This is a genomic window from Streptomyces sp. NPDC054841, from assembly GCF_053611045.1.
Genome location: NZ_JBSGZO010000033.1, coordinates 11500 through 23886 on the forward strand (window position 1 = coordinate 11500; position 12387 = coordinate 23886).

Here is a 12387-nt window from a genome sequence, read left to right on the forward strand (position 1 = left end):
GGCAAGCGGCAGACTGCATCCTCCCGGGGGACAACCCCCACCTGCGGCGGACGCTGCAACTCCTCAAGCTGCGCGCCGACTGGTCATAGGCGACAGCACACAAAGGGCCCCTCTCAACCTTCACGGGTTGGGAGGGGCCCTTTTCTGCGTTCTACGGCAGGCGCTTTACTGCGATGTCCTCTTGCCGGATATGGGCGCCTGCCCGGTACAGGGCTTCCGGGCGCTTCCGCAGGCTCACCATTGCTGCCCCCTCACGCTGCCTCTACAGGGCGATACCGGCCCTCTGCGCCAACCTGGCGAGTCGCTCGTTACTCCGCTTGTGCTTGGACACCATCACTCGCGTGAGTTCCAGGCTGGTCGGATGCACGGCTGTCATTTCCGGCGAGGCAGCCCAAGCCTTTTCAAGGCTTTCAAGGGTGCCGTCCTGGTCGCCTAGCGCTAGCTGAGAGCGGCCAAGGTTCATGTAGACCGGAGCGACCCGATTAGCTGGAAGCGTCATGCCTGCCCGAATCAGATCTTCTGCCGTCTCCAATGCCTTTTGGTGCTGGTCCATGTCGGACGCAGTGGAGATCACATGTGTTGCCGTCTGTTCGGGCCCGAACTGCATTCCATGCTTAGCCATTTCATCCGGAATTTCCTCAGCCATCCGCCAGGCGGCGTCAATGTGCTGTCCGGTTGCCTGCTTGTCTCTCAGCCGTCCGGCTAGGGTCAAGCCTCGCAGGTGCAGAACTCCCAATCCGAACGCCCGGTCACGTCCAGTTAGCGAAGACTCTGCCCGGACGATCGCGCGGTCAATGATTGCCAAGCCGCCGGAGAAATCGCCCGAGTTGAGGAATGTGCCTGCGTCATCCCGCGCGGCGACGATAGCCGCAATTGGGTCCGCCCTTTCGGCCGCCATGCGCTGTTTGAGCGTCGCCAATTCGGCAAGATGCATCCACCTATGCCGAGCAGCTAGCCAATAGATGACCCCATACACGTCTGCGACCAAACCCCATGCCCGCGGTTCCCCTGTCAGGTGAGCATGGCTGGTAACCCTCGTCAGCACCCCAGGAAGTTTCTGGAGAACCTTAGTCAGCTCCGTATTCCATCGAAGCTGATTCAGTTCGTCCACTTCCGTTTGAAGCCGCTCAGGGTGCACCGGGGGCTCTCCCGGAATGTCAAACCTGCGAATGGCGAAATTCAGCTCGTTCAGGTTCGCTTCCGGAGCGCTGCCCAATAGCTCATCTAGGGTCAGATTCATTGCGCGGGCAAGGGCGGCACCAACGCCCTGAGTGAGTGCCCGGTCCCCTACCTCAATCTTGCTCAGAAGGGACACCGACACACCCGCCCTACGTGCTAGGGCCACCTGACTTAGCCCGAGTTCCTTTCGGCGCGCAGAGACGTTGGCGCCTGGTCCGGGTACCTGCGTAGCGCTCATACCTTGCGTCTTCCCCGCTCGGTGACGTCCTCACGTCCCATCGTCCCAAAGGTGCGTGCGACCCGCCCCGGCATCTGTGCAAGAAGTGTGCAAGTCGGTGGCGCGGATGGGGCGTTGACTCATGACGACAAGGACCCCCGCGATCGCGGCAAACGATCCGGGGGCGTGGCCGACGCTTCCAAGGAGCGACGACGTGACAGACCTTATCCGCCGCGCACTCGATTGGGTGACCGCGGTATTACTTGGCCGGCGAAAGTTGGGCAGGCATCGCAGGCCCTCCTTTCCGTGCGCTTCGCCTGCATTGCCGCAGGTCACGCGGCATCTCTCCCCCGCCGTATGCGGCTCCCGACTGGTCGCAGCGCGCAGGCAGCGCGAGAGGCGCGCCCCATACGTGCCGACCCTGCCGGAGCCTCGCGCACAGTGGTTCCCGCCCGCGCCCTGGGGGCGTCCCATGGCCCTGGTCCGGCCCTACCTGCTGTGTCACCTGGGCGAGGACTGGCGCCATGTGGTGACCGGAAAGGGCGCGTGATCACGTGGCTATCACGATCGCTGTGTATCGGGTCAATGGCGAGACAGGCGCCCGGACTGAAGTTCAGGACAAGGTGACGCACCTGTGCCCCCCGGACAAGCCGTCCGATGCGGGATTCAGATTCCCGCCCTGCCAGTGCCCGCCGTGCCGTACGGCGCGACAGGCGCAGGGGGCGAGCCGGTGATCCGCACTGGACGCATCGCGACCGCGCTCCTGTCAGCAGAGAGCACCACGCTACAGGCGTACGGGGCGTGGCTGGAGCACGCCCAGGGCTGCGCAGGCTGCACCACTGCCGACAAGGCCGATAGCGGCTGTGCGGCCGGTCAACACCTATGGCGCACCTATCAGGATTCGCGCCAACACGCAGCGCCCGTATAGGCGCCCCAGCAAGACCATCAAGAAACCCGATGGCGGCCGATTCCGGGCAAGGGCCGCACCGAATGCCCCCGTGCCGGTCGGGTACCCCCCGGCTGGTGCGGGTCTGCAAGACACCCGCCCCACACCCCTAACCCTGGACAGGTCGAGTGTGGGGCGGGCTCCAACAGGCACAGCCAACCAGAGAGGCATAACCGTGGGAACCATCACCAACGGCCGCGCCACGGAGGCGTACGAGAATCACAACGCCCCGGGCATGGACTGGCGCAAGGCCAGCCGCACGGACCTGGACCCGATCGTGAAGGACTGCGTCATCGTCGCCGCAGCGCCTGACGCGAAGGACCACCCGCACCCGCGCGTCCCGGACGGCACGCGCATGGTGGCGCTGTCCGACGACAAGGACCCCGCCAGCCCCGTCCTGTACTTCACCCGCGTCGAGTTCACGAAGTTCGCGCAGGGCATCAAGGGCGGTGAGTTCGAAGACCTCATGGCCACCGACGTGGAGATGAAGCAGCCCGCGGACCTCATGTCTGACTGACCATGAACGCGCAAGAGGTCACCGCGGCTTTCGCGCACGTGCAGAAGCAGTTCAACGGCTCCCCGTGCCGGGAGTGCAAGGGCCGCAACACCGTGGCGCTCGTCGTATATGGGGGCGCGGTCGTCGTCTCGTGTGAGACCTGCGGCGGAGCCACCCGCAAGGGCCGGCTCACTTCCGGATAGGAGCGGAGTGCCACACTGGAAGCCCCCCTGGCTCGATCTCCCCGGGGGGCTTCCGCATGTCCTCCAAACGCAGAAAGGCGGGCATTCTTCGCGCTCTCGGAGCCTGCCTGCCGTGGCCTGTGGTGGTGGCGCAACGCTGCCACTCGTGCTCCTGTCCGGCCGTGGGAGCACTGACACACGCCCGACCCTGGAACGGTAACGGTCCGGTCTCGATGTCAGCGCCCAGGGACCGCGCGGAACCCTCGAAACGGCTCCTTTCCGCAGGTCAGCGCTGTGACCTATTTGCAAGATGCCTGCTGCGTGCAATCGCAAGGCGGAGGATCATCCTCGTACTGGGCGTACTTGGATGACTCCGACAACGCAGCTGGGGGTACCCCAGGCGAAGCTCTGGGGGAGTGCGTGCCAGGCGTCGCGAGCCAGGCGGGAGTTCTCAAACACGGCCTAGCCGCGGCGCCGCCGGGACCGGACCGCCAGTACCACCACCGCCGCGGCGACGAGCGCGCCCGCGGGGGCGGCGAGGCCGTTTCCGCCCGCGCCGCCGTCGTCGTCGCCCGAGGAGGCGCCCGCACCGCCGGACGAGGACGTGCTCCCCGATCCCTTCGCGTCGTCCTTCTCCAGCTCGCGCCGCACGACCTCGCTCTGCTCGCCCTCCGTGCCGAACATCAGCGCCTTGCCGTCCGTCGTGTACGTCACCGACTCGGACTGTCCCTGCAGCGGCGCGCTGACGTGGTGGTCGGGCCCGAGGCGCCCGTCGCGCCACTCATAGCCCCGCGCGCTGAAGTAGGAGCGCAGCACCAGCTCCTTGCCGTCCGGCGAGAACGCCCCGTCCGTCACCCACGGCACCTCACCGATCCGCCGGAAGACGTTCGTCCCACCGGTCACCAGCCGGGGCGGCCCTTCGTAGAGCCCGCCCCCGTCCTCGTTCTTGCTGGCGATGTAGATCCGCCCGGTCTTCGGGTGGACCATCATCGCCTCGGCGTTCCGCGCCCCGTCCGCGTACTGGACGGTGTACTGGGTGGCGTGGACGGTGATGTCCTTCAGCCGGCGCGGCTCCGGGAAGCGGTAGATCCACACGTGGTCCCAGCTGCCGTTCGCGTTGTCGCCGATGTCGCCGACGTAGACGTTGCCGTCCGGCCCGACGGAGATCGCCTCCATGTCGCGGGGCTTCCCGACGCCCTGCAGGGTGACCGTGGCGACGGTCTCGCCGGTCCTCGAGTCGACGGCGAAGACGCGTGGCACGTCCTGGTCGTTGTGCGTCCAGTAGATGCCGGGGTGGGCACGGCTCGCCGCGAGACCACTGGATTCCGTGATCCGCGGGTCCTTGATCGTGAAACCGTCACCGTCACCGTCGTCGTCGGCGGCAGCGGGCACGGCGGAACCCAGGACCACCACGGCGGCGGCGAGGGCCGCCCAAGTCGTACGCAACGAACGCATGCCCCCAAGTGTCCATCGTCACGTCACCTGCCGAGGTCGCACCCGGCGGGGGTCGGCCATCATTACCCCCATGCGTTTCATGTTCGTCGGTGACTCCATGACCATCGGACGCGCCGGCGACTACACCTGGCGCTACCGGATGTGGCAGCACCTCAACCGCTCCTTCGGCGGCCCGTACAGGATCGTCGGTCCGCGGACCGAGCTGTACGACACGGTCGCCGACGCGCCCGTCTCCGATGCCTACGCCGACCCGGGCTTCCCCGCCCGCGCCCGCAGGCATCTGGCCGGCTGGGGCGAGGGCTGGCTGCACATGGCCCCGCTGATCCGGGAGACGGTGGCCGCCACGAAGGCGGACGTGCTGCTCGTCTCGCTGGGCCTGATAGACCTCGGCTTCTACACGAACAGCACCCAGACCGCCCTGAACGCCCGCGAGTTCATCACCGCGGCCCGCGCCGCGAACCCGCACGTCCGGGCCGTTCTCCTGCCCGTCATACCCAATGTGCGGGCGATGTCGGACGCCCCCTTCGCGGTCGAGTGCGACCGCTTCAACGAACTCCTCGCGAAGGCCGTCGCGGACCTCGACTCCCCCGCCTCGCCGCTGCTGCTGGCGTCCCCGCCCCAGGCGTACGACGTCCACTCCGACACGTACGACGGCACGCACCCGGGCCCGTCCGGCGAGCACAAACTGGCCGCGGCCTTCGCCGACGCGATGTACCAGGCCTGGGACTTGGGCGCACCGTACGAACCGTCCGCATGATCCCGGTCGCGTGACCGGTCACGCCACTCGCCGGTAGCTGCTGCCGTCCCTGGTCCGGGCCAGCAGGCCCGCCACGACGAGGTAGCGGCGCAGCGCGGCGGAGTCCTCGTGCACCGTGAGCAGCGCCTCGTTGACCTCGGGCTCGGTGTACTCCCGGTCCGGCCTGAACAGCGTCTGCGCGAGATGTACGAGCAGCTGCTCGCGACGGGCCGGCTTGCGTGGGATCGCCGTCAGCCGCCCGTGGGAGAAGAGGGCGGACACTCCGCGTGACCCGCCGGTTCTGTTGTCCGACATGGCCGGAAGCCTCCTGCACCGGCCGACCGCGCGGCAACGGAATTTCCGGGGCTGCCGGCGGTCGGCGGTAGGCGGTCAAGAGGTCGGGAGACCGGGAAGCCGGGAGGCCGGGAGGTCACCGGATCACTGGGTCACCAGATCACCAGGTCGCGCCGGCGACCTGCCGCGTCGTGGCGTTCAGGCGGTTGAAGAGGTTCGTCGTACCGATCATCAGGATGATGGCCGCGAGCTGCTGCTCGTCGTAGTGGTCGGCGGCGTCGTCCCACACCGCGTCCGGCACCGGGTCGGACCGGTCGCTGAGCCGGGTCGCCGCCTCGGTGAGCGCGAGCGCGGCGCGCTCGGCGTCCGAGAAGTACGGCGCCTCGCGCCACGCCGCCACCGAGGCCAGCTGCTCCTCGGTCAGACCCGCCTTCCGCGCACTGTTCACACCGCCCACGACGCAGTAGCTGCAGCCGTTGATCTGGCTGGCCCGCAGGTGGACCAGCTCCAGGGTCGTCTCCGGCACGCCGCCCTTCCTCGTGGCCTTCAGCAGATCGAGGATGGCCGGCATGGCCGTGGGGATCACGGTGGCGGGGTTGTTCATCCGAGCCTGCATGGTTTCTGTCCTCCGGGCTTCTCGTCAGTCACTGCTCTGACGGATCGCGCGGAAGGAATGTGACCGGGTGGCGGCACGAATTTCGTCGCCTCCCCGAGCAGATGCGAACCGTGCGAGGTGAGGTGACCCTGGAGGGGCGGGGGTACACGCAAGGAGGGCCAGCCCATGTCCGTGATGGACAAGCTCAAGCACCTGCTGAAGGGCCACGAGGACCAGGCCTCCAAAGGCGTCGACAAAGCCGGAGACACGGTCGACGAGAAAACCCAGGGCAAGCACAGCAGCCAGGTCGACACCGCCCAGGACAAGCTCAAGGAGCAGTTCGGTGGTGACCAAGGCGGCCAGGACCGGCCGCCGCAGCCCTGACGGAACGGAAGGGAATCATGACCCGGAACACCCAGCTCACCGCCCGCGACATCATGACGAGCGGCGTAAAGTGCGTCGGCGCGCACCAGTCGCTGCAGGACGCGGCGAAGATGATGCGCGACCTGAACGTCGGCTGTCTGCCCATCTGCGGCGACAACAACAGGCTCACCGGCCTGATCACCGACCGTGACATCGTCGTCCAGTGCTGTGCCGAAGGCATCGACCCCGCGACGGTCCAGGCCGGCTCCCTCGCCGGGGAGCTCCACTGGATCGACGCGAGCGCCGGCGCCGACGAGGCTCTGTCGACGATGGAACTGCACCAGGTCAAGCGCCTGCCGGTGATCGACGTCAAGCAGGGCCACCAGCTCGTCGGCATGATCACGGAGGCCAATCTCGCGAAGAACCTGACGGACTCGCAGATCGCGGAATTCGCAACGCGGGTGTACGCGAACGCGTAACCGAGCGCGTGACCAACCGCATTACCGAGCGCGTGACCAACCGCGTAACCGAACGCGTAGCCAACCGCGTAACCATCCCCTGACAGGTCAGGGGCGGCGCTCGCGACCATCCGGGCGCCGCTCCGGGACCACCCCGAAATCCGGTGCGGGCGCGCAAAGTCCGCTTTCCCACGAGGCGTTTCCCAGCGGAAGGGACTTGATGATGTCCGAAGCCACGCGTCACCGTCAGCTTCGGCGGATGCAGGACGATGCCGCAGGTGTCACGGCCACCATCGGCCGGGCCGCGACCGCCGCGGGCCGCGCCGCGGCACATGCCGTACGCCACCCGCAGGCCATGGTGGACCGGGTGCGTCACTTGCCTCAGGCGCTGCCGCTGGTCCGGCAGGCTGTCACGCCCATCCTGACCGGGCGGGTGCGCGACTGGCGTGGGGAGTACGCCTACACGCTGGGTGAGCAGGCATTCGTCTACGGATTCCCGTACATGTACAACGCCCGGCTTCGCCACGAGTGGGTGACCCAGCCGCGCGACCCGATAACGATGCCGTACGCCCCGGTCAACCATTTCTGGCACGCGCAGCAGCTGTTGGACGCCTCGTACCGGGACGGTGGCTGCCCGAACAACGACACCCTGTACTCGGTCGCGTGGGTGGACCTGCGCAGCGAGCCGATCGTCCTGTCGCACCCGGACATGGGTGACCGCTACTTCACCTTCGAGCTGATGGGCATCACCTCCGACAACTTCGACTACGTCGGTCAGCGCACGACGGGGTCCAAGGCCGGTCATTTTGCGATCGTCGGCCCGGACTGGAGCGGAAAGCTCCCCGACGGTGTGCGCCGCATGGCCGCCGCGCCGAGTCCATGGATCCTGATCCTGGGCAGGACGCTCGTCGACGGCCATGACGACGCGCCGGCCGTGCATGCGCTCCAGGCCCAGTACCACCTCACTCCGCTCAGCCTGTTCGGCAGGCGCGGCGAGGGCGTGGACCGGGCGCAGCTCCCGGCGAGCCGCGACGTGCTGAAGCCGGTGGAAGCCGCGGAGGACCCGCTCGGCCCGTGGAAGACGCTCAACGCCATGCTGGCCGAGAACCCGCCACCAGCCCATCACGCGATCCTGCTCAAGCAGTTCGCCGACGTGGGCATCGGGCCCGGTCTCGATGTCGAAGCCCAGCCCGAGGCGGTCAAGAGGAATCTCATCCGGGCCGCGGCTGTCGGCGTACCGATGCTCAAGCAGCAGATGCTCAGCGGTGAGTGGGCACACCTGGTGAACGGATGGCGTTATCCGCCACCGCAGATGGGCCGCTTCGGCGACGACTTCCTCAAGCGCGCCGCCGACCAGTCGCTGGCAGGTATCGCCGCCAACGATCCCGACGAGGCGGTCTACCTGCTCAACTACGACGACGCGGACGGGAACAAACTGTCGTCCGGCCAGTACGAACTGCGCTTCGCCCCGGGGGCCCTGCCGCCCGTCGATGCCTTCTGGTCCCTGACCGTCTACGGGGAGGACATGAACCTGATCCCCAACCCGGCGAACCGCTACTCGATCGGGGGCCGCACCTCCGGGCTCATCGCGGACGCCGACGGCGGTCTCACCGTCCACCTGCAGTCCACCTCACCGAGTGGGAACCGCGAGCCCAATTGGCTGCCAACCCCCGAAAGTGGCGCCTGGTTCGTGATTCTGCGCATGTACCGGCCGCACCGCGAGGTGGTCGACGCGGTCTGGGAATGCCCTCCGCTCACCCGCCTCGACTGAGCGCGTCCGTCAGTACTGAGCGCGTCCGTCAGTGCTGGATGGCGGCCTTGACGACCACGATGATCAGCCCGAGCAGCAGGTTGATCGCGCCGGAGGCCACCACCAGGCGCCAAGAGGCGCCCGCACGGACGACCGCGGCAGTGGCCCAGCCGACCTGTTCACCGACCGCGACGGCGAGTGCCAGCCACGCCGTCCCCTCCAGGTCCAGTCCCAGAACCCCGCCGAGCGCCACGGCGGCGGCCGGGGGGACGGCGGCCTGGAGGATCGGCCACTCCCGGGCGCAGACACGGCGGAACTCCCGCCGGTTCAGGGGCTGGTCGAGGAGCCTGTCGCCGACAAGGCGGACGTAGACGTGAGTGGCCCAGTACACCAGGCCGGTCACGAGAATGAGCACGCCGAGCTGGAACCGCGGGAACGGGCCGTACGCCCCGGCTCCGGCCACCACCGAGGCGGCGAGGAGCGAGCCGTAGACCGCGCCCGCGAAATCGGTACGCGCCGCGCCGGCCGCCGGCTGCTCCGTGTCCCCGGCCCCGGCCCCAGCCCCGTTCCTGTCCTGGCCCCGGTCCTCGTCCCCGTCTCCGTCATCACCCGTGGTGGTTCGGCCTGTCACGAGCCCAGGATCCAGCGGTCGCGCCGGACCGCACGGTCACGGCTCCCTGAAGTGCCACCGTGTCATGGCAATTGCCGCCGGTCGGGTGAGGCATCTGCCCGGCCCGGCCGGTCCCGTGCTCAGGGCGCGGCGCGCACGAGGCGGTTCGCGAACGTCGACATCGTGTACGTGCCGATGCCGAGGACGACCTCCAGGGCGTTGCGCTCGGTGTAGCCGTACGAGAGGAAGCGCTTCAGTTCCTCGTCATCGACGCCACCCGCAGTGGCGAGGACATCGAGAGTGAACTGCCGCACCGCTTCAAGAGGTTCGTCCGGAAGGGGGCGCTGGTCGCGCAGAGCCTCGATCAGCGCCTCGTCCGCGCGCAGGGCGCGCAGCTTGGCCGTGTGCATCTCGACGCACACATGGCAGTCGTTTCGGACGGCGACGGTCATGATGACGACCTCGCGCGCCACGGGCTCCAGGGTGCTGCTTTCGAAGACTGCACTGAGCTGGAGGAAGCCGTTGAGCAGCTGCGGCGACTCGGCGAGGCGGGAGACGGCGTCCGGGAGACGGCCGAGGTTCCGCACGACCGCCTCCATGGCCTTGCGGGACGCGGGCGGAGCGGTTTCCAGGGTGTGGTCGGTGAACACGTACGCCTCCTAAGATGGACAACGTGGTTGACGAAAATAAGGTAAACCAGGTTGTCGATTCGGGCAAGGGATACGAGCTGCCTCTGCTCCTCTTCGCAGGCTTCCGCACGCTCATCGACCGCCTCCACGCCGAACTGGCCCGCCAGGGCCACCCGGACGTACGGCCCGCACACGGCTTCGCCATGCAGGCGATCGGGGCCGGCGGCGCGACGGCGAGCGAGATCGGGCGGCGGCTCGGCGTCTCGAAGCAGGCGGCCGGGAAGACCGTGGACCGGCTCGTCGCCCTTGGTTACGCGGAGCGCGCGGACGACCCCGCCGACGCGCGGCGCAAGATCGTCCGACTCACGCCGCACGGACTGGACGCCCTCGCCCGCTCGGCGGCGGTCTTCGACGAGCTGCGCGCAGACTGGTCAAGGACCCTGGGCGAGCCGGAGCTTCGCGCACTGGAGGACGGCCTGCGCTCGGTCGTAGCGGCCGACGCGTTCCGCCTCGACGCGGCCGGCTGGTTCGGGGGCGCCTGACAGTGAACAATGCGCCCCCAGGCGCGGGCGCACTCCGGCGCGGGGCATGAGCGCGCAGCCGTGCCGCACACTGCGGCGCGCCGTACGCACCTTTCCCACCCCTTGATCACAATGCGTTACTCCTGTTTACGAAGAGTGATATCGCCTGGTCGATCGGTCGTTCCCGGCCCTCGACACCACGCGGATCACCACACGAATGGGAGAAACAGCAGATGTCAACGGAGACACGACGACCCACCCCCACCCCGGGCAGCGCTCAGTCGCAGCACCAGGAGCAGCTCAGCCTCAGCACGGCGGCGGCCCGCAACCTTGCGACGACCACCAAGTCCGAGCCCCAGATGCAGGGCATCAGCTCCCGGTGGCTGCTACGCAAGCTGCCGTGGGTCCATGTGCCCGGAGGCACCTACCGGGTGAACCGACGGCTGTCGTACACGGTCGGCGACGGCCGGGTGTCCTTCGTCAAGAACGGCTCCAAGGTCCAGGTCATCCCCGCGGAGCTGGCCGAACTGCCCCCGCTGCAGGGGTTCGACGACACCTCGGCGCTGGGCGCGCTGGCCGACAAGTTCGTCCAGAAGGAATACGAGCCGGGCCAGATCATCGTGGGATCGGGCAAGAAGGCCGACCACGTCTATCTGATCGCGCACGGCAAGGTGGAGAAGGTCGGCCAAGGCCCGTACGGGGACGAGGCCGTCCTGGGACGGCTCGGGGACGGCGACTCCTTCGGCTGCGATGTGCTCACGGGGACCGACGGCAAGTGGGACTTCACCGCCCGCGCCACGACCGCCGTCACGATCCTCGCACTGCCGCGCACCGCGTACAGGACGGTGGTGGGCCAGCACGAGAGGCTGCGGGACCACATCCAGGCGCAGAGCTCGAACGGCCACAAGAAGGTGAACAGGGCTGGCGAGGCCGCGATCGACCTCAGTGCCGGCCACTTCGGCGAGAAGACCCTGCCCGGCGCCTTCGCCGACTACGAACTCACCCCCCGTGAGTACGAGTTGAGCGTGGCGCAGACCGTGCTGAAGGTGCACAGCCGGGTCGCCGATCTCTACAACAAGCCGATGAACCAGACCCAGCAGCAGCTGCGCCTCACCATCCAGGAGCTGCGTGAGCGCCAGGAGCACGAGCTGGTCAACAACCCCGAGTTCGGCCTGCTCAACAACGCCGACTTCGACCAGCGCATCCAGACCCAGTCGGGACCGCCCACCCCGGACGACCTCGACGATCTGCTGAGCATGCGCCGCGGCACCCAGTACCTGTTCGCGCACCCGCGCGCCATCGCGGCCTTCGGCAAGGAGTGCAACAAGCGGGGCATCAACCTCACCAGCGTCGACGTCGACGGCCACCACATCCCCGCCTGGCGGGGCGTGCCGATCCTCCCGTGCGGCAAGATCCCGGTCACCCGGCACCAGAGCTCGTCGATCATCGCCATGCGTACCGGCGAGGACAACGAGGGTGTCATCGGGCTGTATCAGACAGGGCTCCCGGACGAGGTCGAGCCGGGCCTCAATGCGCGCTTCATGGGCATCGACGAGAAGGCGATCATCTCGTACCTCGTCAGCACCTACTACTCCGCGGCCGTTCTCGTGCCGGACGCGATCGGGATCCTCGAGAACGTCGAGGTACGCCCGCGTGCCTGAGTGCCTGGATCCACTGGTGAAGGAGGGCTGAAGCGGTGTCACTGCTGTCCCGTATGACCGCCTCCGCGGCCGCGCACGAGGTGGCGGGCCTGGTGGGTGCCCTGCTGTCCGACCCGGCACGCCCGGGGCGACCGGACCTGCCGGCAACGGAACCGGGTCCCGGATCGGAGCCGACATCGAAGCCGGCGACGGAGCCGCTTTCGGCACCGGGTCCAGGACCGGGATCGGTACCGGGTCCCGGATCAGTACCGGGTCCCGGATCAGTACCGGGTCCCGGATCGGCTCCCGCTGTACG

15 protein-coding genes are annotated in these 12387 nt (G+C 68.2%); 9 read left to right on the forward strand and 6 right to left on the reverse strand.

Annotation, left to right across the window (positions count from 1 at the left end; all coding sequences use genetic code 11):
• Positions 1–262 precede the first annotated feature (262 nt).
• Positions 263–1417 (reverse strand): helix-turn-helix domain-containing protein, encoded by a 1155-nt coding sequence (locus tag ACWGI8_RS07530; protein WP_453659176.1) that lies wholly within the window; start codon positions 1415–1417, stop codon positions 263–265.
• A 391-nt stretch (positions 1418–1808) separates the two neighbouring features.
• Here ACWGI8_RS07530 and ACWGI8_RS07535 point away from each other — a divergent pair, with 391 nt between their 5' ends.
• From ACWGI8_RS07535 to ACWGI8_RS07545, 3 genes are all read left to right on the forward strand, one after another.
• Positions 1809–1946: a hypothetical protein gene (locus ACWGI8_RS07535; protein ID WP_453659177.1), complete on the forward strand. Its 138-nt coding sequence runs from the start codon at positions 1809–1811 to the stop codon at positions 1944–1946.
• A 571-nt stretch (positions 1947–2517) separates the two neighbouring features.
• Positions 2518–2859: a DUF397 domain-containing protein gene (locus tag ACWGI8_RS07540; protein WP_453659178.1), complete on the forward strand. Its 342-nt coding sequence runs from the start codon at positions 2518–2520 to the stop codon at positions 2857–2859.
• Positions 2860–2861: 2 nt separating this feature from the next.
• Entirely contained in the window at positions 2862–3041 is a 180-nt protein-coding gene (locus ACWGI8_RS07545) for a hypothetical protein (protein ID WP_453659179.1), read from the forward strand.
• Positions 3042–3482: 441 nt separating this feature from the next.
• Here the strand turns inward: ACWGI8_RS07545 and ACWGI8_RS07550 are convergent, their stop codons facing one another.
• A complete protein-coding gene (locus tag ACWGI8_RS07550; protein WP_453659180.1) occupies positions 3483–4475 on the reverse strand; it encodes a WD40 repeat domain-containing protein in 993 nt (330 codons plus the stop codon).
• Between the two features lie 70 nt (positions 4476–4545).
• Between ACWGI8_RS07550 and ACWGI8_RS07555 the strand changes: the two genes are divergently transcribed.
• Positions 4546–5232, forward strand: a complete 687-nt coding sequence (locus ACWGI8_RS07555) for a GDSL-type esterase/lipase family protein (RefSeq protein ID WP_453659181.1) — start codon at positions 4546–4548, stop codon at positions 5230–5232.
• Positions 5233–5250: 18 nt separating this feature from the next.
• On the opposite strand, the gene ACWGI8_RS07560 is transcribed toward ACWGI8_RS07555, so the two are convergent.
• Both ACWGI8_RS07560 and ACWGI8_RS07565 read right to left on the reverse strand, forming a co-directional pair.
• Positions 5251–5526: a DUF2087 domain-containing protein gene (locus tag ACWGI8_RS07560; RefSeq protein WP_453659182.1), complete on the reverse strand. Its 276-nt coding sequence runs from the start codon at positions 5524–5526 to the stop codon at positions 5251–5253.
• A 139-nt stretch (positions 5527–5665) separates the two neighbouring features.
• The gene (locus ACWGI8_RS07565; RefSeq protein WP_453659183.1) at positions 5666–6121 is read right to left on the reverse strand and encodes a carboxymuconolactone decarboxylase family protein; all 456 of its coding nucleotides are present in this window, start codon (positions 6119–6121) and stop codon (positions 5666–5668) included.
• 165 nt (positions 6122–6286) lie between these two features.
• Between ACWGI8_RS07565 and ACWGI8_RS07570 the strand changes: the two genes are divergently transcribed.
• From ACWGI8_RS07570 to ACWGI8_RS07580, 3 genes are all read left to right on the forward strand, one after another.
• Complete coding sequence (locus ACWGI8_RS07570) at positions 6287–6484, forward strand: antitoxin (RefSeq protein WP_453659184.1); 198 nt, start codon at positions 6287–6289, stop codon at positions 6482–6484.
• Between the two features lie 17 nt (positions 6485–6501).
• Positions 6502–6942 (forward strand): CBS domain-containing protein, encoded by a 441-nt coding sequence (locus tag ACWGI8_RS07575; protein WP_453659185.1) that lies wholly within the window; start codon positions 6502–6504, stop codon positions 6940–6942.
• Between the two features lie 238 nt (positions 6943–7180).
• Complete coding sequence (locus ACWGI8_RS07580) at positions 7181–8692, forward strand: DUF1254 domain-containing protein (RefSeq protein WP_453659186.1); 1512 nt, start codon at positions 7181–7183, stop codon at positions 8690–8692.
• 28 nt (positions 8693–8720) lie between these two features.
• Here the strand turns inward: ACWGI8_RS07580 and ACWGI8_RS07585 are convergent, their stop codons facing one another.
• On the reverse strand, positions 8721–9302 hold the full coding sequence (locus tag ACWGI8_RS07585; protein WP_453659187.1) for a hypothetical protein: 582 nt from the start codon (positions 9300–9302) through the stop codon (positions 8721–8723).
• Positions 9303–9421: 119 nt separating this feature from the next.
• Positions 9422–9880 carry a carboxymuconolactone decarboxylase family protein gene (locus ACWGI8_RS07590; RefSeq protein WP_453659205.1) on the reverse strand — a complete coding sequence of 153 codons (459 nt, stop codon included), beginning with the start codon at positions 9878–9880 and terminating at the stop codon, positions 9422–9424.
• Positions 9881–9945: 65 nt separating this feature from the next.
• On the opposite strand from ACWGI8_RS07590, the gene ACWGI8_RS07595 reads away from it, so the two are divergent.
• Together ACWGI8_RS07595 and ACWGI8_RS07600 are read left to right on the forward strand one after the other, a co-directional pair.
• Positions 9946–10452, forward strand: a complete 507-nt coding sequence (locus ACWGI8_RS07595) for a MarR family winged helix-turn-helix transcriptional regulator (RefSeq protein WP_453659188.1) — start codon at positions 9946–9948, stop codon at positions 10450–10452.
• Positions 10453–10664: 212 nt separating this feature from the next.
• The gene (locus tag ACWGI8_RS07600) at positions 10665–12092 is read left to right on the forward strand and encodes a family 2B encapsulin nanocompartment shell protein (RefSeq protein WP_453659189.1); all 1428 of its coding nucleotides are present in this window, start codon (positions 10665–10667) and stop codon (positions 12090–12092) included.
• Positions 12093–12387: the final 295 nt, after the last annotated feature.

Bases quoted from the DNA above. Each gene is read 5' to 3' on its own strand.
- ACWGI8_RS07565 (WP_453659183.1), bottom strand. From the start codon at position 6,121: ATGCAGGCTCGGATGAACAACCCCGCCACCGTGATCCCCACGGCCATG.
- ACWGI8_RS07600 (WP_453659189.1), top strand. From the start codon at position 10,665: ATGTCAACGGAGACACGACGACCCACCCCCACCCCGGGCAGCGCTCAG.
- ACWGI8_RS07575 (WP_453659185.1), top strand. From the start codon at position 6,502: ATGACCCGGAACACCCAGCTCACCGCCCGCGACATCATGACGAGCGGC.
- ACWGI8_RS07530 (WP_453659176.1), bottom strand. From the start codon at position 1,417: ATGAGCGCTACGCAGGTACCCGGACCAGGCGCCAACGTCTCTGCGCGC.
- ACWGI8_RS07580 (WP_453659186.1), top strand. From the start codon at position 7,181: ATGCAGGACGATGCCGCAGGTGTCACGGCCACCATCGGCCGGGCCGCG.
- ACWGI8_RS07545 (WP_453659179.1), top strand. From the start codon at position 2,862: ATGAACGCGCAAGAGGTCACCGCGGCTTTCGCGCACGTGCAGAAGCAG.
- ACWGI8_RS07595 (WP_453659188.1), top strand. From the start codon at position 9,946: ATGGACAACGTGGTTGACGAAAATAAGGTAAACCAGGTTGTCGATTCG.
- ACWGI8_RS07570 (WP_453659184.1), top strand. From the start codon at position 6,287: ATGTCCGTGATGGACAAGCTCAAGCACCTGCTGAAGGGCCACGAGGAC.
- ACWGI8_RS07590 (WP_453659205.1), bottom strand. From the start codon at position 9,880: ATGGAGGCGGTCGTGCGGAACCTCGGCCGTCTCCCGGACGCCGTCTCC.
- ACWGI8_RS07555 (WP_453659181.1), top strand. From the start codon at position 4,546: ATGCGTTTCATGTTCGTCGGTGACTCCATGACCATCGGACGCGCCGGC.
- ACWGI8_RS07550 (WP_453659180.1), bottom strand. From the start codon at position 4,475: ATGCGTTCGTTGCGTACGACTTGGGCGGCCCTCGCCGCCGCCGTGGTG.
- ACWGI8_RS07560 (WP_453659182.1), bottom strand. From the start codon at position 5,526: ATGTCGGACAACAGAACCGGCGGGTCACGCGGAGTGTCCGCCCTCTTC.